This is a genomic window from Bombilactobacillus apium (assembly GCF_013385145.1).
In the GTDB taxonomy this organism is placed as follows: domain Bacteria; phylum Bacillota; class Bacilli; order Lactobacillales; family Lactobacillaceae; genus Bombilactobacillus; species Bombilactobacillus apium.
In genome coordinates this window covers 244962-266482 of record NZ_JABZEC010000001.1, presented here as the reverse complement: position 1 = coordinate 266482, position 21521 = coordinate 244962, and the positions used below count along the sequence as shown (strand labels likewise).

16 protein-coding genes are annotated in these 21521 nt (G+C 41.2%); 11 read left to right on the top strand and 5 right to left on the bottom strand.

Annotated elements, in window-relative coordinates:
- Positions 1 to 80: 80 nt before the first annotated feature.
- The 6 genes from dnaG to HU830_RS01230 are packed head-to-tail and all read left to right on the top strand — an operon-like array spanning position 81 to position 6035.
- The gene (gene dnaG / locus HU830_RS01255) at positions 81 to 1937 is read left to right on the top strand and encodes a DNA primase (protein WP_176942109.1); all 1857 of its coding nucleotides are present in this window, start codon (positions 81 to 83) and stop codon (positions 1935 to 1937) included.
- Entirely contained in the window at positions 1927 to 3051 is a 1125-nt protein-coding gene (gene rpoD / locus HU830_RS01250; RefSeq protein WP_176942001.1) for an RNA polymerase sigma factor RpoD, read from the top strand. The genes dnaG and rpoD overlap by 11 nt, the downstream gene beginning before the upstream one ends.
- A gap of 59 nt (positions 3052 to 3110) precedes the next feature.
- Positions 3111 to 3800, top strand: coding sequence for a tRNA (adenine(22)-N(1))-methyltransferase (locus tag HU830_RS01245; RefSeq protein WP_176942000.1), 690 nt, complete (start codon positions 3111 to 3113; stop codon positions 3798 to 3800).
- Complete coding sequence (locus tag HU830_RS01240; protein WP_228765677.1) at positions 3797 to 4597, top strand: Nif3-like dinuclear metal center hexameric protein; 801 nt, start codon at positions 3797 to 3799, stop codon at positions 4595 to 4597. Before HU830_RS01245 ends, HU830_RS01240 begins: the two co-directional genes overlap by 4 nt.
- 11 nt (positions 4598 to 4608) lie before the next feature.
- Positions 4609 to 5847: a peptidase T gene (gene pepT, locus HU830_RS01235; RefSeq protein WP_176941999.1), complete on the top strand. Its 1239-nt coding sequence runs from the start codon at positions 4609 to 4611 to the stop codon at positions 5845 to 5847.
- 2 nt (positions 5848 to 5849) lie between these two features.
- A complete protein-coding gene (locus tag HU830_RS01230; RefSeq protein WP_176941998.1) occupies positions 5850 to 6035 on the top strand; it encodes a 2-hydroxymuconate tautomerase in 186 nt (61 codons plus the stop codon).
- Between the two features lie 165 nt (positions 6036 to 6200).
- Here HU830_RS01230 and lepB read toward each other — a convergent pair whose 3' ends face one another.
- The gene (lepB, locus tag HU830_RS01225; protein ID WP_176941997.1) at positions 6201 to 6857 is read right to left on the bottom strand and encodes a signal peptidase I; all 657 of its coding nucleotides are present in this window, start codon (positions 6855 to 6857) and stop codon (positions 6201 to 6203) included.
- A gap of 91 nt (positions 6858 to 6948) precedes the next feature.
- Here lepB and HU830_RS01220 point away from each other — a divergent pair, with 91 nt between their 5' ends.
- The 3 genes from HU830_RS01220 to HU830_RS01210 are packed head-to-tail and all read left to right on the top strand — an operon-like array spanning position 6949 to position 10046.
- On the top strand, positions 6949 to 7722 hold the full coding sequence (locus tag HU830_RS01220) for a hypothetical protein (RefSeq protein ID WP_176941996.1): 774 nt from the start codon (positions 6949 to 6951) through the stop codon (positions 7720 to 7722).
- Between the two features lie 4 nt (positions 7723 to 7726).
- Entirely contained in the window at positions 7727 to 8698 is a 972-nt protein-coding gene (locus tag HU830_RS01215; RefSeq protein WP_176941995.1) for a hypothetical protein, read from the top strand.
- 4 nt (positions 8699 to 8702) lie between these two features.
- Positions 8703 to 10046, top strand: a complete 1344-nt coding sequence (locus HU830_RS01210) for an RsmB/NOP family class I SAM-dependent RNA methyltransferase (protein WP_176941994.1) — start codon at positions 8703 to 8705, stop codon at positions 10044 to 10046.
- A gap of 186 nt (positions 10047 to 10232) precedes the next feature.
- On the opposite strand, the gene fni is transcribed toward HU830_RS01210, so the two are convergent.
- From fni to mvk, 4 genes are read right to left on the bottom strand one after another with little or no spacing between them, the layout of a single operon-like run.
- Positions 10233 to 11246 carry a type 2 isopentenyl-diphosphate Delta-isomerase gene (gene fni / locus HU830_RS01205; RefSeq protein WP_176941993.1) on the bottom strand — a complete coding sequence of 338 codons (1014 nt, stop codon included), beginning with the start codon at positions 11244 to 11246 and terminating at the stop codon, positions 10233 to 10235.
- 10 nt (positions 11247 to 11256) lie between these two features.
- Positions 11257 to 12336 carry a phosphomevalonate kinase gene (locus tag HU830_RS01200; RefSeq protein WP_176941992.1) on the bottom strand — a complete coding sequence of 360 codons (1080 nt, stop codon included), beginning with the start codon at positions 12334 to 12336 and terminating at the stop codon, positions 11257 to 11259.
- A 58-nt stretch (positions 12337 to 12394) separates the two neighbouring features.
- On the bottom strand, positions 12395 to 13354 hold the full coding sequence (gene mvaD, locus HU830_RS01195; protein ID WP_176941991.1) for a diphosphomevalonate decarboxylase: 960 nt from the start codon (positions 13352 to 13354) through the stop codon (positions 12395 to 12397).
- Positions 13355 to 13371: 17 nt separating this feature from the next.
- Entirely contained in the window at positions 13372 to 14301 is a 930-nt protein-coding gene (gene mvk / locus HU830_RS01190; protein WP_176941990.1) for a mevalonate kinase, read from the bottom strand.
- Positions 14302 to 14388: 87 nt separating this feature from the next.
- Between mvk and HU830_RS01185 the strand changes: the two genes are divergently transcribed.
- Complete coding sequence (locus HU830_RS01185) at positions 14389 to 17844, top strand: PD-(D/E)XK nuclease family protein (protein ID WP_176941989.1); 3456 nt, start codon at positions 14389 to 14391, stop codon at positions 17842 to 17844.
- Entirely contained in the window at positions 17844 to 21515 is a 3672-nt protein-coding gene (gene addA / locus HU830_RS01180; protein WP_176941988.1) for a helicase-exonuclease AddAB subunit AddA, read from the top strand. Before HU830_RS01185 ends, addA begins: the two co-directional genes overlap by 1 nt.
- Positions 21516 to 21521 lie beyond the last annotated feature (6 nt).

Below are 21521 nucleotides of genomic sequence, written 5' to 3'. Positions count from 1 at the left end.
TTATAGTATTATATTTATAAGGAGAGATAGTCGCATTTTTAATGCGGCTCTCTTTTCGCTTAGGGCGGGAGGTGTGACTACTGGTTACTAAAATTCCGGAAGACTTCATTGAAGAAGTTCGCCAACAAACCAATATCGCGGATGTAATTGAGCCTTACGTACAGCTGAAGAAATCTGGTCAGAATCTGTTTGGCTTATGTCCTTTTCACGAAGAAAAAACTCCTAGTTTTTCGGTCTCTGAAAGTAAACAAATTTTCCATTGTTTCAGTTGTGGACGGGGGGGTAACGTCTATAAGTTTCTAATGGATATGGAAGATCTGAATTTCCCGGAAGCCGTTTTAAAAGTCGCAGACTTTAGTGGGATTTCCTTGCCAGCGAATTATCAGGCTCCCTCTGATCATAGTTCAGAGCCGCATGCCATTCTAAAACAGGACTATCAAGCCGCCCAGGATTTTTACCATCATATTCTCCTACGAACTCAAGCTGGAGTTTCTGCTCTGGAATATCTGCATCAACGACAGTTGACTGATGAGACGATTGAACACTTTCAAATTGGCTATGCTCCAGATCAATCTCAGATTCTTTGGAGTTTTTTCCAGGAGAAGTCTAAATCAACCCCAGAACTACAACGTTCTGGACTTTTTACAGAAAGTGATCAAGGTCAGTTTTACGATCGTTTTCAAGATCGGGTCGTTTTTCCCGTGACCGATCAAAGTGGAAAGACGATCGCCTTCTCAGGACGGCTATTGCAACCACCACCGCCTGATCGACCAGTGGGAAAATATTTAAATAGCCCGGAAACAGAAATCTTTCATAAGAGTAAAACCCTCTTCAATCTTGCTGCCGCCAAAACCGCGATTCGCAAACAAGGGGAAGTTGTTTTATTCGAAGGTTTCATGGATGTGATTAGTGCTTATCAAGCCGGTCTTAAAAATGGCGTGGCTTCCATGGGGACTAGTTTAACTAGTGAACAGATCTATCTACTCCAACGTCTAACCCATCGTTTGATTATCTGTTATGATGGAGATGCTCCAGGAATTAAAGCCGCCCAGCGAGCTTTAAAATTACTGCAAGAAACTAACTTGGAAGTTGGAGTTGTAGTTCTTCCCGGTGGACAAGATCCAGATGAATTTATTAAAAAACAGGGTGGAGATGCTTTTGTCAAATTAGTTCAGCATAAGTCTTTGAGCCCGGTAGCCTTTATGATTGAGTTTCTCAGTCAACAATATGACCTCAGTAATGATTTACAAAAAGTTGACTTTCTCAATTCGGCTTTAAAATATTTAGCTCCGGTGCAGTCACCTGTTGAACAAGAACTATACGTCCGTCAACTAGCTGAACGTCTGCAACTTTCAGTAACGGCAGTGCAACAAGAATTGGCTGATCAAATCAAAAGTCAAAAGCTGCTGCAACCTTTAGCCCAAGAAGGTCTAACTAAACAAGCCCAAGAAGCTGCTCCGAATCGAGATTTAGAGTATAGTCATTTGGACCGGATAGAAAAGTCAGAGAGAAATTTATTACAGATTGTTTTTCACTTTCCCGAGGTAATTAACATCTTGGACCGGCAAAATAATTTTCATTTTGTGCACGAGCAATATCAAGAAATTTTTGATGTTTGGTTGCGGGCTAGTCTGACTCAAGATCAATTAACTGTTGCTCAATTTATAGATCTAATTCCTGAAAATCTGCGCAACTTGGTAACCACGATTGAAATGATGCCTCGTCCGGCCAGTTACTCTGAAGCTGAAGTCCAAGATTATATCAATAATTTACAGGCAAATTCGGAGGAGCAACAATTACGGATATATCAACAAAAGATCCAGCAAGCCGCCCAAATTGGTGACTCGCAACAAGAACTGGAATTTACCCTGAAACTGATTACTTTGCGCCAGCAAATTGATCACGCAGAAAAAAAGGAGCTTTTGGATGGAGAATAAGAAAAAAAAGAGTGTCGTCAAATCAAGCAAAGAACTTGAAAAAGCAACCAATAGCTTAATTAAAGAATATAAGGCCGATAAGAAGGTTGCTGATAGTGTCTTAGAAGAGCGCCTCGTGAAACCTTTTGCCTTGAAGGGAGACTCAATTGAAGAGTTAATTGAACATTTACAAGATCGCGGCATTAGCGTTGTCGACCAAAACGGTGATCCTAGTCAATTAGCCCTAAAAAGCCAAAAAGAGGTCAACAATCACGAATTAACTGACATGTCAGCTCCGACGGGTATTAAGATTAACGATCCTGTCCGAATGTATTTGAAAGAGATTGGTCGGGTTCCTTTATTAAATGCCCAACAAGAAGTTGACTTAGCCCAAAGAATTGAAGACGGTGACGAAGAAGCCAAGCAACAATTGGCGGAAGCTAACTTGCGGTTAGTGGTTTCAATTGCTAAACGTTATGTTGGTCGGGGAATGCACTTCTTGGATTTAATTCAGGAAGGAAATATGGGCTTGATGAAGGCGGTTGAGAAATTTGATTACCGGAAGGGATTCAAGTTTTCAACTTATGCTACTTGGTGGATTCGTCAGGCCATCACCCGTGCCATTGCTGACCAAGCGCGGACCATCCGAATTCCAGTGCATATGGTCGAAACCATCAATAAACTGATTCGGATTCAGCGGCAACTACTGCAAGATTTAGGTCGGGAACCGACGCCAGAGGAAATTGGCGCCGAAATGGAAATTTTGACTTCCAAGGTCCGCGATATTCTCAAAATTGCTCAAGAACCAGTTTCCTTGGAAACTCCAATTGGGGAAGAAGACGATTCTCATTTGGGTGACTTTATTGAAGATAATGAAGCTACTAGTCCCGAAGATCATGCTTCTTATGAATTACTCAAAGAACAATTGGAAAATGTCCTCGACACTTTGACCGATCGAGAAGAAAATGTTTTACGCTTGCGCTTTGGGTTGGATGATGGTCGAACTAGAACCTTAGAGGAAGTTGGTCGAGTTTTCGGTGTAACCCGTGAGCGGATTCGCCAAATTGAAGCGAAAGCTTTAAGAAAACTCCGACATCCTTCTCGTTCCAAACAATTACGCGACTTTTTAGATTAAAAGTTAAGTTTACTCCCTAACTCAATTGAGTTAGGTTTACATAATTAAAGGAGTTTTGTATGCCGAAACTATCCCACCGTCTTCAAACCATTATTTCATTGGTTCCTTCAACAACTTGTGTCGCTGATATTGGATCAGATCATGCTTTTGTTCCCATCACCTTAGTCCAAGAACACCAGACTCAACGGGCTATTGCCAGTGAAATCGCTCCCGGACCTTTAGCAATTTCCCAACAAAACATTGCGGATGCTAACTTAGGAAAAGTGATTCAGACCCGACAAGCCGACGGCTTACAGGGCTTAACTGAGGCTGACCAAGTAGAAGTCGTGATTATTGCGGGGATGGGCGGGCAATTGATTACTCGTATTTTGACGCAAGGAATTGCCGCTCTAGCTTCAATTTCCTGTTTGATTTTAGAAGCCAATAACGATGAACCTCAAGTTCGCTTGTGGCTTAGTCAACATCATTGGCAAATTACGGCTGAATGCTTGGTTCAAGAAGATGGCCATATTTATGAAATTATCCGGGCTGAAAAAGTTGAGCAAGCAGTGTTTTTGACTTCTCAAGAACTTTTATTTGGCCCCAAATTATTGGCTGAAAGAAGTTCGGTTTTTCTCAATAAATGGCGTGACAAACTTCAACGAACGAAATTTATGTACCAAAATTTGCAGCATGCTCAAAAACAAGAGCCCGCAAAGATTGCTTGGGCCCAGCAACGAATTCAAGAAATTGAGGAGGTTTTAAAATGATTCCTACGGCAACCATGATTATCGAACGAATCGAAAAACTTGCTCCTTTAGCGATTAAAATAGCTCATGATCCTACGGGGCTTCAATTAGGGAATCCTGATTTACCGGTTCACAAGGTCTTAACAACTTTAGACGTTCGTCCGGAGGTCGTTCAAGAAGCGATTGACCAGCAAGTTGACCTAATCGTGGCTCATCATCCGGTAATGTTTCATCCAGCGACTAATCTAGATACTCGTGATCCCCAAAATCAAATGTACGCGCAACTGCTCCAACACCAAATTACGGTTTACGCAGCCCATACTAATGTGGATAAAGCCACCGGCGGAATGAACGACTGGTTGGCGCAAAAATTAGGCTTACAAGAGATTCAAACTTGGGGAACTGACCAAGATGGGATTCCTCTAGGTCGCTGGGGACTTCTTCCTAGCGCCTTATCAGTTCAAGAGTTAGCTCGCCTCGTTCGCCAAAAATTCCAACTAAGTGGGCTCCGTTTGATTAGTAAGCAGCCGGAACAAATTGTCCGTAAGATCGGATTTTTGGGTGGTGATGGTGGTAAATTTTATCCCCAAGCCGTGGCCCGTGGTCTAGAAGTTCTAATTACGGGTGATGTTTACTACCATACGGCTCATGAAATGTTAACAACTAACTTGAGTGTGATTGATCCAGGACACCACATTGAAGTAATCTTCCAAGATCAGATGCAGTCTTTAATTAAAAGCTGGGCGCAAGCGGCTGACTGGCAAATTGAAGTCCAAGTCGCTCAGGCAAATACCGAACCATTCCAATTTATTTTTTAGGAGTTTAAGAAATGAAATATCCTCAACTAGAAGAACGCTTTTTACGCTATGTTCGCCAAAATACTCGGTCTGATGAACAATCAACCACCGTTCCCACTACGCAACGCCAAGTGATTTTTTTGAAAAAACTAGCAACTGAACTAACCAATCTTGGTCTCCAAGAAGTAGTTTATAATTCGCAAAACGGTTATTTAACAGCCACTTTGCCAGCCAATACTGCCAAACAAGTTCCGGTAATTGGATTTTTAGCCCATGTCGACACGGCAGACTTCAATTCTGAACACGTTAACCCCCAGATTGTTTCTGACTACGATGGCCAGCAAATTATCAAACTTGATCCGGCAGGTAAATATCAATTAGATCCTAAAGTCTTTCCTAGCTTAAAGAAGTATACTGATCAAACTTTAATTACCACTGATGGAACAACCTTACTCGGAGGAGATGACAAAGCTGGCGTCAGTGAAATTATCACCGCAGTAGAGTATCTCCTGGAACATCCAGAAATTGAACATGGCACTCTTCGCCTGGGCTTTAGCCCCGATGAAGAAACAGGAAAGGGCGCTAAAAACTTCGATGCTCCAGCTTTTGCAGCGGACTTTGCCTATACTGTAGACGGTGGTAGCGAAGGTCAACTTGAATATGAAACCTTTAATGCCGCTGCTGCTAAAATTCAAATTACGGGAAAAGATGTCCATCCTAGTGAAGCTAAAGATATTTTAGTTAATGCCAGCTTGATCGGCATGGAGCTGCAAAGTCAACTTCCTGCTAATGAAGTCCCAGAAAAGACTAGTGGTCGGGAAGGTTTCTACTTTTTAACTGAATTTACAGGGAGTGTCGATCAAGCTAATCTCTCTTATATTATCCGGGATTTCGATCGTGGAGGCCTAGAAAGACGAAAAGAATTCCTGCAACAAATTATCGCTAAATTGAAGCAAAAGTATGGATCTCAAACAATTCAAGCTAAAATTTATGATCAGTATTATAATATGTATGAAGTGATTAAAGACCATATGGAAGTCGTCCAACTAGCCGAAAAAGCCATGCACAATTTAGGTATTGTCCCGGATAAAACTGCTGTTCGGGGCGGCACAGACGGTTCAACCATTTCTTTCATGGGTTTACCGACTCCCAATATCTTTGCGGGTCCCGAAAACATGCACGGACGTTTTGAATATGTGTCCGAGCAGGTCATGGATAAAGCGGTCGATGTCATTTTAGAAATCAGTCGTTTAAATACGCAAGGAGAATAATTATGCCTTTAGTTCATATTGAATTAATTGCCGGTCGTAAGCCGGAACAACTTAAACAAATGGTGGCTGATGTCACCCAAGCAATTATGAAAAATACCGGAGCTCCGGCTGAACATGTCCACATTGTTCTCAATGAAATGCAACCGGATCACTATTCAGTTGGTGGAGTTTTGAAGTCTGACGAATAAACATTAAGGATCTTTAGAGAGATTCTCCTGACAATTAGGAACGCTCGTCAATTTACCAATAGGTGAATGAAAATTTTAGTTTTCATTCGCCTATTTAGTAGTTTTCTTTATCTCTTGCAGACAACAAAAAATTGCCAAGCCTGAGGCTGGCAATTTTGCTAGTTCCTAATTAAAAATTTTCCAACTCGTTAAAGGCCAATAACGCACCTTAACGACACCTTCAATCTTGTCTCGAGGGATAAAACCGATATAGCGGCTATCCTTGGAAACACTCCGGTGATCTCCCATGACGAAATAGCTGCCTTTGGGAACTTGGTTAGTAGCTTGAAGTTGTTGGAGCTGTTGCGGGGTATACAATTTTCGATAATAACTACTTTTAGCTAAGGTTCGCAGGCTAAAGTCATCCGTATCTGTATACTTGGTTCCATAAACTCCGGCGGTGCCATCATCAACTAATTTAGATCCCGGCTTTAAATAATCTTGCTGAAGTTTCTTACCGTTAACATAAATCTGATTATCTTTCGCCACTACGGTTTGCTGCGGAGTAGCAATTACTCTTTTGATATAAAAAGCTCCCGGTTGATCTGGAGCATCGATGACTACCACATCACCGGTTTTAACTTTACTATGACGCCAAGCAATGGCCCGATCATTATCTTCAAAAGTTGGTTGCATCGATGTTCCCGAAACTCGGGTATTGTCAATCAAATAACGATTTAAGAGAAAGAAAGCTCCCCAAATTACAATCAACAGGCCGATCGTCTGAGCCAACCAAATCAACCATGAGCGAACCGTCCCTGAACTACTTTTTTCAGCGCCCATTCATTTCACCTCACTTTATTATGCGGTAATCAATACAAGCATATGATACACTTTTGCTAGGTTAAGAACAAAAAATTCCCGAGGAAAATTCATGTCGATAGATTATGAAACTAAACTACAACTTTATCAAACTCTTTTCCAAACTGATCCTAAATTTTCAGTTCTTTTAAAGCAATTAGCACAAACAATTGCTGCCTACCGGCAACAACGGTTACCAACTTTTATTTTACCAAATTTAGACGTTACCCCGGATGATTTAACTCGGCTTTTAACTAATTCCAAATTCTCGGTAGGGAAGAACTGGAGTCAAAAAGAAGAACAAATTGAAGATCTAGCCCGTTTTTTAGGTGATTTTCGCAATTATTTACAAGAAGAACTAGGAATTTGGGCCTTGTTAAATCAACCAATGCTTACTTGCTGGACCCAAGAATTTCCTCATTACCGTTATTTAGAATTAATGAGTGGCAACGGAATGCTCTCTTGGGCTCTCCGCCAAAAGCAACAGACGGTTTATGCCACTGATAATTTCTCTTGGGCCCAAACTAGCAAGACCGGCCGTAAACTTTGGACTTCGGTTCAAAAACAAGATGCCCTGACCGCCGTTCTCGAGAAAGGGCAACAAGTTGATGTGATTTTACTAGCTTGGAGTCCCGATCGAGAAGAAATTGACTGGCAACTGCTCCAAGCAATTCGCCAACTTCAACCTCGACCCCAATTTTGGTTAATTGGAGAATACCGGGGGGTAACTAATAGTCAACTCTTCTGGGATCAAGCTCAGCTCCATTATGATCGGCGAATTGCTCAGATTAATCGTTACTATCCCAGTTTAGATCTTATTAAAGACCATTTATTTGTAATTAGGTGACTTTATGAAAAAAACTATCTTGTATAATATCTTAATTATCATCTTTCTTGTCTGGAGTGCTGTTTTAGTATCTCATAGCGATACCCGCAATTATCAACGACTCCTCGAACGGGGGAATATCCGCGAAGGAGCGGTTATTTTTCCATCTCGTTCACAGCAATCTATTCCCCAAGCTCTGCAAAAATTACAGAAGCGCCATTTAGATCAACTCCAAATCTATTTCATTCAGAAAAAAAATCCCAATGTAAGTTACGTCTACATGCCTGAAGTTTTACGCTCTACACCAATAACCAAAGGGCGCTTTTTCATCAAAAGTGATTTCCAATCGCCAATTCCCTTTGTTATCTTAGGAAAAGATTTATACCAAAAAGCTTACCATCCGCAAGCTCAAAGGTATTATCAAATTGGACAACGTTACTATTCAGTCATTGGTGCTACGGGAATTAATGATCATAATAAATTGAACCAACATATTTTTATTTCAGCATCACCTCAACAAAATAACCGCACCCAAATTCGCCATTATCAGATTGTTGTTGACGGTCCCATTTTGAATCATCCCCAGAAATTAAAACAATTGCAAACTGCTTTTCACGCCCGCAAACCGGCTCGATCGGTCAACCGAATTAATAATATTAAGCAAACTTGGTGGACCCGTTGGGGCGACACTCTTTGTTCTTTAAGCGTGACGGCGTTAGTTATTTTAATTCTCGGTTGGCTGAGTCAAATTCCCGCGGTTCATTCGGTTAAAGCAAGCGCCTTACAAAACGGTCTTCTATCAACTTTCAAATTAGAGACTTGGTTTAAATTTTTCTTAGGACAAGTGATTACCTTTGCCATTGCCGGACTAATTGCTTTCAATAAAGTTCAAATCATTAGTTGGCGTTATCTTTTTCTCTACTTTGGCGTAGTTTTCATTTTGCTTAATCTTCAAGTCTTACTCCAACTTAATTTCACAAAACCACGCAAAGGATAAGTTAATGTCATTACCAACAGATTTCATTCAAAAATATCAAAGGCTTTTGGCTAGCCAAGCTCCAGAATTCTTGACTAGCCTGGCACAAGCTCCAACGGCTGGTTTTCGTCTCAATCCCCAAAAGGCCCAACTAGAGCAGGTCAATGAAGATTTATCACAGCCGATCACCGAAGTCAGCAATGGCTATCGCGGAAAAATCGACGGGCATAGTATTGATCACCTCGCAGGGTGGATCTATTCTCAAGATCCGAGTGCCATGAATGTCGCCCAAGTAGCTCAACCACAAGCCCATGAAAGGGTTTTGGATCTTTGTGCAGCTCCGGGAGGGAAGACGACTCAGCTGGCTGCCTTAATGCATAACCAAGGGCTTTTAATTGCTAACGAGATTAATCACAGTCGAGCGCGCGTTCTTTCTTCAAATGTTGAACGATGGGGCTTAACCCAGACAGTAGTTACCAACAATAGTCCAGCTCAACTAGCGGCTATTTTTCCCCATTTCTTTGATTGTATTGTAGTCGATGCTCCCTGCTCAGGTGAGGGACTCTTTCGTAAAGATCCGACCGCAATGCAATATTGGTCCTTAGACCTGGTGCAACAATGCGCTCAGCGTCAACAAGAAATTCTCATTTCCGCTATGCAAATGTTAGCTCCGCAGGGAAGGATTATCTATTCAACTTGTACCTTTGCCCCCGAAGAAGATGAACAAATCATTGCCTGGTTGTTAGACAATTACCCCCTAACTGTCCAAGATCTACCCCGTCCAGCAGGGGTCGACTCCGGACGACCAGAGTGGGGCAATCAGCAAATGGAATTGAAAAAGGCTTGGCGGTTATTTCCGCAACACTATGCTGGGGAAGGTCATTTTATTTGTGCGTTACAGTGCACTGAGACTGCTTCTTCTTATCAGTCCTCCCAGGAACCTTATCACCGCTCTAATTGGCCCGACCAGCAATTATGGCAGGACTTTGAACAACAAACTCTGCAAAATATCTCTTGGCCTCAACTGTTGCGTCAACAAGATAATCTTTATTGTCCGGCGTTAAATCCCGAAACTTTGGCTTCTAGCAAAGTTTTGCGAAATGGCCTGAAACTGGGAACTTTCAAAAAGAAACGTTTTGAACCTGATCACGCTCTAGTCCTTGCCTTACGGCCCGACCAATTCCAACAAGTTTTTGATTTAAATTCGAGCCAGTTTCAACACTTCGTCCACGGTGAAGCTTTGATTCTGACCCAAAACCTTCCTAAAGGTTGGATTGCTGTTAGCTATCAGAATAAAATTTTTGCTTGGGGGAAAGTGGTTCAAAACCAATTAAAGAACTTTTTACCTAAAGGTCTCCGCCAACCTTAGAAATAAACGAGTCCTAATCTAATTTAGAATAAAAATTCCCTTTACCGAAGTTTTTAAAATTATTTTCAGCTCAAACAGTTTTCAATCATAATCAGATTGAGAATTTGGAAATATACTTAACAGTAGGGGATTTTTTTATTTTGAAAAAAATAGCCAGCCGACTGGCTGGTTAAAGAAGTACTTTATCTATGCTCGGATCTGATAAGTAACTTGAGTTAATTCTGACACTTGCCGACAGCCGACTAGACCAACTAACTCCTGTAATTGCTGCAACCATGTCTGCCAAATCGTAACAGCTGTTGCTAAATCATGATGTTGAACAGTATGCAAGAAGGGGGCGGCTAAACCGACCGCTTGGGCTCCTAAAATCAGGCTTTTGAGAGCATCTAAAGGTGTCCGAATCCCTCCAGAAGCCCAGATCTGACTCGTTAGGGGAAGAGTTGGTAGATCTAATAGCGACTCTAAAGTTGTCCAACCCCAATCTTGTAAATAAGAATAATCATGCTCTGGATTTCGTTCATTTTCAATCTGCGCAAAATTAGTTCCCCCAACTCCAGAAACGTCAACTACTTGGGCCCCAAGCTCAGTTAATTGGGTTACTGTTTTACCAGTCATCCCAAAACCAACTTCTTTGATAATTATAGGTACCGCTATTTTTTGACAAAGAACGCGTAAATTTTCCTGCCAACGAAAATCTTGGTGACCTTCAGCCATAACTAATTCTTGAGCTGGATTCAAATGGACTTGTAAAGCATCCGCCTGAATTAAATCGATACAACGCTGCGCCTCTTGCCATGAAGCTTTAGCCGAAAGATTAGCCCAAACCATTCCTTGAGGATTGGCTTTTCGAACCACTGTATAAGAATCGATTACATCTTGATTTTGGGGATACTTTAAATAATTGCTCATTGAGCCCACGGCGATTGGTAAGTTTAATTGGGCGGCTAAAGCGCCTAATTGCGCATTTAAATTTTTGACTTGCGGAGCTCCACCGGTCATTGCATTAATATAAATTGGGGCATTGGCTGTAAAATTACTAAAAAATGAGGTCCGTAAGTCAACTTCTTTAATCGCTAAATTGGGAAGAGTCACCGGATCTATTCGCATTCTCTGCCATTCTGGATTAGTGGCTTGATAATATTTCTCTGCTAAAAAAACATGTTCTAATTTACGTTGCCAGTCCAATGGTTGTTGGGGCATTTTTAAAACCTCACTCTTGGGGTAAATTGTAAACATTAAAAGCTAAGGGCTGAATACCATTTTTTTGCCAAGCGGCTTGAATCTGCGTCTGAATTTGGGTGTTGGCTTGTAACAAAGCAATCCCGCAATCACCACCACCAGCACCAGAACTCTTAGCCGCGGCACCAAAGTTGCAGGCCAGTTGACATAACTGGGCTAATTTTGGGGTTTCAATTACCACCCCACTGAAAGCACTTAAATTTTGGAGTAATTGGCGATTGACCGCTAATTGTTCCTTAATTAGGTCAATTTGGCCTTCTTTAAAACCTTGAGTCAATTTTTGTAGACACTGACGCGAGACAGATAAGAATTCACTGTAACGTTGCTGCTTGTGGGCTCTCGAAACCGCAATTTCATCTACTAAAACGGGGGTTGAGGCTGGACTACCACTCCAACCAATCAATAAACGTAGTTCAGCAGGTACTGGCAGAGATTCAATCTTTAATTGGGGCCAAGGGAGTTCAATAACTTGCTGTAAGGATTCATGTTTTAACATTTGCGTTAGCCACTGGCGATCAGGTGACTGATAAAGGATCCAGCCCCCATAAACACTGGCCGCAATATCACCAAAAGATCCGTTATTTTGGACCGTGAAATGAGAAATTGCCGCTAATTTAAAAATTTCTTCAAGCGTTAGGTTCAGATGATAGAACTGTGTCAAGGCTTTGACCGTTGCAACAGTTACAGCAGCTGAAGAACCCAGTCCATACTTTCGCCCATCCTCCGAATCTAGTTGACTATTAATAGTTAAATTAAAGAGCGTTAAAGTTGCTCCCTTTTGGACAGCATAAGCTTCAGTATACTTAATCGCCGCCAAAATATATTCAAAAGGATTATCTCGCTTATCAATCACTAACTGATTTCCTTGCCGGCGCCAGAAAACGGGGACTTCTTCATATTGTTTCGAATTAATGGTTCCATAATTTTGGGCTTGGGCAATCGAAACTGTCACAAATTGATCTAAGGCTACCAAAATGGCAGGATAACCGGGTTCGACCACTGCATATTCACCTGCAATGTATAATTTTCCCGGAGCTTTCACAGTTAACACATCATCAAAACCTTTCCTCAAATAAATCACTAAATTAGTATTATAGCATAATTAATAACTAAGTAAGTCCTGGTCCCGGATAGAGGGTTGTTAACTGAGCTTGCGGAAATTTACTTTGAACCAATTTCCGTACCACTGGAAGAGTTTCTTGGTTGGTAATCAACTTAACGTTCGGTCCGGCATCAACGGTTGCATAAACAAGAACACCTCGCTGGCGCCAAATCGGCAATAAATTAATCAACTGCCAAGTTTCGGCAGTAAAGTAGGTGAAAAAGGGCCGCGCGGTCCAATTCAAAGCGTGCATTGCCAAACAATTACTTTCTGCCAATTGACCAATTTCAGCAATATCTTGTTTTTGAATTGCTAGTAACATCTCATCTAAATCCCGTTCAACGATTTGGGGCCACTGCGGGTAAAAAGGCGAAGTTTGAACAGCTTGTTCCATCCCCTGAGTCGAGGAAACCTTCTTAGCTTGGCCATTAAAAACCACACTTAAAAGAGTTAAGGGTAACTGAGGATGTTCATCAATCGGCAGGGCATAGGAATCGAAATCACCAGTTCCGTGTTGCCAGCGGACAAAACCGCCAAAAATTGAACGGCTCGCCGACCCTGACCCGCGCCGAGCTAAACAAGATAATTGCGTGGGGGTTAAATTCATTTGGAAGAGACGATTTAAAGATCCCGCTAAAGCAGCGAAGCCCGACGCTGAGGAGGCCAGTCCAGCTGCGGTCGGAACTTGGTTAGTAGTTTGAACCAGAATCCCTTTTTGAGAATGGTTCACTTGGCGGACAAGATCTAAAAAGTTAACCACTCTTTGAAAAAAAGCGGGACTAGCTGGGTGACCATTAACTTGGACTTGGTCCTGTCTTCCCGGTAAAAATTGGGTTGTCGTTGTTGTAGAATAACCATCCAAAGTCAAAGACAAGCTATCAGTATAGGGAAGATGAAGTTGAGGATCCTTTTTCCCCCAATACTTAATTAAGGCAATATTTGTATGCGCCGTTGTTGTTGTCGTCATTTTAAAATCCTTTGTTTTTATGAGTAAATTTTTAAATCTTGAAAGAATACTTGAGCTGCACCTTGTCTTAAGACTGCTTGACCAATTTTTTGAGCTTGGTCAAAATCACTGGCCAAGGCCACTAAACAGCCTCCTCGACCACCGCCAGTAATTTTTGTCCCTAAGGCTCCAGCTTGACTAGCCCCTTGAACTAACTGGTCTAATTGCTGGTTACTTATTTGTAATTCCCTTAAAATTTTTTGCGCAGCCCGAAAAACTTGGCCTAATTCAAGTAAGCCATCAGTTTGTAATAACTTGCGAGCTTGTTGAGCTAGGCTACCTAACTCTTCTAAGCGTGGATTGACAAATTCAGGTTGTTCTTTTTTTAAAAGTCGTAAAGCGGCAACGGCGGCGCCTGTCTTGCCTTTAATTCCAGAATCAATAATCACTAAATAACCGTGAAAATTCATCGCAAAGGGGCTTGTCTCTTGGTTTTTAATAAAGTATAGTGGCTGCTTAGAATTGACCGTTGCTGCATCGACACCACTGGGAGTTCCGTGAATAATCTCTTCTGAAAAGTTGGTATAATTAATCAAAGTCTGGCAACTAAGGTCTTTTTGAGCCAGCGCAAAAAAAGCTCGACAAATAGCCGCTCCTGTAGCTGCGGAAGATCCTAATCCTCGTTCTAAGGGGAGGGCACTGTTAATTTGCAGAGCTAAAGTCGTCGGCTCTAATTTCAAGTCTTCCTCTAAACGATTTACAAGACTTTTAATTCCTGCAAAATCTTGAGGAGCTTGTGCTAAAAGGCCTTGGTAATAATCCGAGCTCAAATATGCTGCTGGTGCCGACTTGACTGTCGCTTGAACTTGTAAGTTAAGAAGAGGAATCGTAATTGCTGGTTGTCCGTAGACTACGGCATGTTCCCCAACCAGAATTAATTTTCCATGCGCCTTTCCTGTCGCTATCATTGTCAATCACCTTTCTAACCTCTATTATTTTACACAACTAATTCTGATTTAGCACTTTTTATTCCACCTCAAGGAGGTTTATTACTTATGACCTTGAAATTTGTTTTAGGCAAGGCTCAAAATGACCACCAAAAAATTATGTTGCACGATTTAAAACAAGCACAAGAAAAACAGCCCGACACTAAATTTATTTGGTTAGTTCCTAATCACCTGAAATTTGAAATGGAAGTTAAGGTTCTCCAAAGCTTGCAGACCGAAACCAGCGTTTTTGCGAGCAATCAAGTTCAAGTCTTTTCTTTTTCACGTTTGCTTTGGTATTTTTTACGGACTCATTCTATCTATCAGAGTCCCCAATTAACTCCGACATTACAAACGATGATTTTAGCGCAGATTGTGCGCGAAAAAGCGACCGATTTACAACTTTACGCTGGTGAGGAACAACAATTCGGTTTTATCACGATTTTACAGGCCCAGATTAATGATTTGCAAAACCAAGAAATTAATGTGGAAGATTTGGCAGGCTGGCAAAAAGAAGTTCCTCTCCGAGGAGATCTCCCTTTAAAACTGGTCGACTTGCAGATAATTTATCAAGCCTATCTCGCTAGAATTAAACATCAATTTAGTGATCAACAAGCTCTTTACCAAAACTTACAGGATTTTTTGAAAAAAGATCCACAACAGGCCCAAATTCAATACTTCATCAGTGGTTTTTCCCAATTTACAATGCAAGAACAAAATTTAATTAAAACTTTAATTCAGCATAGTGCTGGCGTAGAAATTGCCCTCCAATTAGATCCTCAAGTGACTAGTGCCGAAAGTGATTTCTTTTGGCAACGGCCGTTAAGAACCTACACTCGTTTACGTCAGTTTGCCCAACAAGCCCAAATTCCGTATAGAACCATTAATGCGCCGGACTTTCGGGTCCAAAAAGACTTAGTTGAACTGGAAAATTTTTGGATTAAACATCAAACTCAGTTTCAAGAACTTTCTCCAACAAGCTTAACTGATCCTAGTGCAATTCAAGTTTGGACTTGTCCCACGCCACAGCAAGAAATTATCGCGGTCACAACTTATATTCGTCAACTTGTGGCCACTCAAGATTACCGCTATCGTGATTTCTTGGTTTTAGCCCGCAATCTAGGTCCTTATCAAGAATTTTTGGATCCTTATTTACAAAATCAGAAGATTAGTTACTTCATCGATTTGCAACATTCCATGAAAGATCATGCCTTTAAGGACCTCTTAGATAGTCTATTTCTACTCGTGCAAAATCAATTACAATACCAAGATATTATGCGCTTTTTACGCACAGAACTTGTGCGGCCAGAAGGTTGGGATCGCACCACTTATCGCCAAACTGTAGATCAACTAGACAACTACATCTTAGCGCACGCCTTACGAAAATCTGATTGGCTCAGTCCAAAAGACTTTGCCAGTGAAAAAGCCCACCCAAGAGAAGTTCAAAAATGGCAGCAGTTGAATCAGCTCAAACAGCTCATTCAAAAAACTTACCAAGCGATTACTAAAATTATGCAGAATAATTTGAAGGGCGAGGAGGCTTGTGGCAAGTTATATCAACTACTGGCTGATTTACAAGTCTTTAAAATTCTCAAAGAATGGGAACAAGAAGCCGTCCAAGTGGGGAACTTAGCTCTAAGTCAACAACCTGAACAAATTGTTAATACTTTTGTTCGCTTACTAGAGGAGTATGTTCAAATCGTTGGGGATCAACCCTTTCAGGCCAATGAATTTCAAATTATGTTGGATAACGGCTTTGAAAATGCGCAATATTCAACGATCCCGGCGGTTTTAGATGCTATCCAAGTATCTGAATTAGGAATGGTACAAAACCAAAACCATAAGATCACGATCATTATCGGCGCTAACAGTACAGAAATGCCCCATCTCAATGAAAAAAACAGTTTATTATCCGACGATGACTTAAAAAGTTTACAAGCCCTTGAACCAGACCTCCAACTGCCCGCAAGTCAACAAGAATTGAACCAAGCTGAGCCTTACTTGCACGATTTGGCTTTTTTAAGTAGCAGTCAGCGGCTAATTTTTAGTTATGCAGCTAATGACGCTCAAGGTGAAAATCAAATTTCTCCTTACGTACAAGTTCTGCAAGAACATTTTAATTTACCAACCCAATTTCCTTCTAGCTTGGCCAACAATGCCGAAACTGAGGTTTTGGCAACCGTTGCTAGTCCGAGCATTACGACTAACCATCTAGTTCAAATTTACCGCCAAGCTCAAGACCAAAAACAGACTCCGCCAGCGACTTGGCAAGCTTTACGCGAGCTAGTTTGGCAGCAAGATCCAGAAAAATTTCATTTGACAAAAATTTGGGCTTCCTTAACTGATCAAAATCTTCCCGAATCATTGCAGCCAGCTTTAGCACGGCAGCTCTACGGAGATCAGTTAGTCGTTTCAATTTCTCAACTGGAAACTTTCTATCAAAATCCTTACGAATATTTTCTACGCTATGGTTTACATCTTCATCCCCGGACCGAGTTAAAAATCACCCCGGCTAATCGGGGAACCTTCTTTCACAGCGTTCTTGATCTGACCTTCAAGTCCTTACAAGAAAAAAAACTTTCTCTCCACGATTTGACTGCTCCGCAACTCCGCCAATTGGCTAATCAATTAATTTACCAACTATTGGATCAAAGGGCTTTCTCCATGTTTACAAGTGATGAGGAATTTGCCCGCCGGCGGCTCACGCAAACTGTCCAAAGAGCCTTGGAAGCCATTCGCCAACAAGCTCAAGCCGCCGATTTCTATCCTTTCAAAACTGAAGTTGCTTTTGGTCAAGTCGGGGCGATTCATAATTTGGAGCCGCTAGAATATCCCATTAATCAAAAACAAAGTGTCGTAGTCCGCGGAAGAATCGATCGGATTGATCGTTTGACGCAACATCCCGAAAATTATTTTGTTGTCGATTACAAATCTAGCGCCCACGATTTCCAATTTAATCGGGTTTATGCCGGAGTAGATTTACAAATGCTGACTTATTTGGCAAGTTTAGCTCATGATAATTCGCTCTTTGAGACCCCAGCTCAACCCCTAGGTGGATTTTACTTTTATCTCCAAGATCCCACCGTTAATTTTGAAGATTTAAAGGGACAACTAGCCAATTATTTAGAATTTCTCTTCAAAAAATATCGCTATAAAGGTCTGTTAGTTGATGATGGAACTACTGGAGAATTATTAGAGCCGGATTTGTCTGGACAAAATTCAGCTATTTTTCAACTAAATAAAAATCATAAACCGACTTCGCAAAAAGTCGTAACCTCACAGCAATTACAAGAAATGCTGCAATATAATCAAGAATTAATCATCCAGGCTGCGCAGCGGATTTTACAAGGGGACTTAGCCCTTAGTCCCGTCCGGCTTGACCAACAAACTACAGCCTTAACTTATAGCGATTATCGTCCAATCATGCGCTTTGACGCCATGCTTCCAGAAAATAACTATCGCTTAATCCCCAAGATGAATAGAAAAGAATTCTTTCAACATTTAGACTCTAAGGAGGATCAATAATGGCTCACTTTAAAGCTACTCCCAGTCAACAAAAGGCTTTAACTGCCCAGGGAAGTGACATCTTAGTCTCGGCTTCAGCAGGGTCCGGCAAAACGACTATCTTAGTTGACCGGATTATCCGCGAATTAACTGCGGGTCAAGAATTATCTCATTTACTGGTTGTTACTTTTACAGATGCGGCAGCCCAAGAAATGAAACAACGTCTAACCAAAAAACTCCGCCAAACTTTAGCCACCGCAACTAATCCGGCAATCCAAGCCCATTTAAGCCGGCAATTACAACAAATTCCCGCAGCCCAAATTAGTACTCTGCATGCTTTTTGCCTCAAAATCCTCCAGAAATTCTATTATTTAATTGCCCTAAATCCAGGCTTTCGCCTCTTGAGCGATGATAATGAGCGGAGTCTTTTACAGGAGCGAGCTTGGGAAAAAGTCCGCCATCGTTACTACCAACAAAGTGATGAGGCTTTTTACGATCTAGAGAGTAATTTTGTAACTGGGAGCGATGATGAACAGATGGCAACAGTCATTTTTCAGTTGACTAATTTTGCCCTCACTAATCAAGATCCCCAAAATTGGCTTCAACAATTAACGCAAAGCTATCAACCCACGGAAGAATTAACAAACAGTTCTTTTTATCAGCAACAATTTCTGCCGTTACTGGCTAACGAATTTCATTATTGTAAGCTGCAGATCAATCAAGCTATGATTGCCAGCCAAAGTTATGATGAATTGACTAAATTCCAAGACAGTTTAAAAAAATTACAGGAACAATTAGCCCAACTCTTGGCCGAGTTACCCCAGCAAACTTGGGATAATTTGCGCCGGTCTGTTCTAGAACTTGTGCCAATCACCGGGCGAGTCAAGCCCAAAAGTGATCCAGAGATTGCCGAGCCTTTTAAAGAGCAGAGAAAGGCGATTACGGCGCAGATTCAAACTTGGCAATATAAATTTTTTGCCCTAGATAATGCTAGCTGGCAACAAATTACTCAACAAAGCCAAAATTTAGTTAGCAAGCTGATTGAGGTTGAAGAACAATTTTTAAAACAATTCCAACTGGAAAAAAAGCGCCAGCACGCTTTAGACTTCAATGATTTAGAACATTATGCCCTCCAAATTTTACAAGCCACTAAAAATGAGCAACCGATTGCCCAAGAATATTATTACGACCTTTTTGATGAAATTTTAATTGACGAATATCAGGATACCAATCCCTTACAAGAAGCCATTATTCAGACTTTTAAACACCAGCAACCGGGAAATTTGTTTATGGTAGGGGACGTTAAGCAATCAATTTACGGTTTTCGCCAGGCAGCCCCTTATTTATTTACCGGCAAGTATCAGGCGATGCAAGCAGATACCAGTAACGGACAATTAATTCATCTAGCGGAAAATTTTCGCTCAGCGCCCAATGTTTTATCCAGTGTAAATGCCATTTTTAAGCGGATCATGGACCAAGAAATCGGAGATTTAGATTACGATCAGGAATCCGAATTAATTAGTGGTACTACTTGGCCGCAGAATATTGATAGCCAAACTGAAGTTCTATTACAGACTGAACCTTTAACCGCTCCTTGGACACGCCAGCAGGCCCAAATTCAAGTCATTATCGAGCAGATTCAAGCTTTAATGGCCCAGGATTACCAAATTTATAATCCGCAGACCCAGACAACACGTACCCTTCAATACTCTGATATTGCCATCTTAACTCGGGTAAAAACTTGGAATAACGATTTAGTGGCTCAATTTCAGCAAGCCCAAATTCCGATTGTGGTACAAGATACAACTAATTATTTTCAGACTACCGAGGTTCAGACAATGCTGGCCTTACTTCAAGTGATTGATAATCCTGAACAAGATATCCCGCTAGTTGCTGTTTTACGTTCAGCTCTAGTGGGCTTAAAAGAAAATGAATTAGCCTACTTGCGGATTAATCAACATACCGGAGACTACTACCAAGCAGTAACTCATTATTTAAAGAATCCCTCCCGAGATAATGATTTCACCCAACAACTAACCGAAAAGATGCAACACTTTCAAAAACAGCTCGAAAATTGGCGGCAGTTGACTCCTAAAATTAGTTTAGCCGAATTAATTTGGCAAATTTATTTGGATACAGGTTATTTAACTTACGTTCAAGGACTGGCTAATGGGCAACAAAGAGGGGCCAATCTCCACGCCCTCTACCAACGCGCCCAGCAGTTTGAGCAGATGGAATTCAAGGGTTTATTTCAATTTGTTCGCTTTATCAAACATTTACAAGCTAACCAAAAAGATCTTGCTCAACCCTTGGAAGCAAACCGCCAACAAAATGAAGTTCAGGTGATGACCATTCATGGTAGTAAGGGGTTGGAGTTCCCCTTGGTCTTTGTCCTCGGGATTGACCATCAATTCAATACTAGTGATCTCAAACAAAAATATTTACTGGATACTCAAGGTGGATTAGGAATTAAGTATCGTGATTTACAAACTCAGATTCTCTATGAAAGTCTCCAATTTTCAGCGATGAAAGTTCAAAAGAAGAATAAGAATATCTCTGAAGAAATTCGTTTACTCTATGTTGCTTTGACCCGAGCCCAACAAAAATTATTTTTAGTTGGGGCCACTAAAGTTAATCCAGAGCAAACTTGGCAGAAATGGCAACTACCGACCGGTGCTCATCAGGCGACCGTTTTAGACAGTTCCTTGCGCATGAACTTTAATTCCTTCCAAGACTGTCTCAAATACGTCTTAGGGGAAAATAGTCAATTACAAGCTGAAACTATGACCAAAAATGACCCTAGTGCTTTTGATTTCCAAATTCAATTCGTTGATGGTAGTCAAAACATAACTTCTGGCACAAATAAAAAAACAATTCTTGATAGTTCTCCCGCTGCAGAAAACTCTGAACTAGTTTCGGAGCTTTTTCGCCAAACAGCCGCCCAAATCCTCAACTTCGAGTATCCTTATTCTCCGGCCACAGTAACGACAGCCTACCAATCGGTTTCAGAAATTAAACACCTCTTCGCCGATCCAGCTGACCAGAAATTGCCCATTCTCGATCCACAGACCAGTAGTACTGGACAACGTTTTTTCTTGCCAGAATTTTCCCGGCCCAACTTTTTAACGACTACTGCTAGTCAAATCACCGCCGCAGAAGTCGGAAGTGCGACCCACCTATTGTTACAACAGGTTTCCTTGAAACAAATCCCAACCGTGGCAACTTTTCAACAATTCGCCCAACAGCTAGTTCAAAAGCGAATTTTAAGTGCGGCGCTGGCCGAAAAGATTAATTATCAAAGCCTAGGGCAGTTTTATCAATCTGCCTTAGGCCAACAAATTTATGAACATCAACAAAGTCTAAAACGTGAGTGGTCTTTTTCACTTTTACTACCGGCGAATAAGATTTTTGCTGATCCAACTGATTCAAAACAGACCGATCAAATTTTAGTTCACGGAATTATTGATGGTTTATTTATTGATGATCAAGATCAAGTTACCTTATTTGATTACAAAACTGACTATTTAGAAGCTCAGAAAAAATCGGGACCTCATTCCATCGCGCAAGCAGTAACTAATTACTCTGGGCAACTAAATCTTTATCAAACTGCCGCAGAGCAGATTCTACAACGCAATGTAACTCAAAAATATTTATGTTTTCTCTCAATTAACCAGCTAGTTAGAGTAAAATAGTGAATT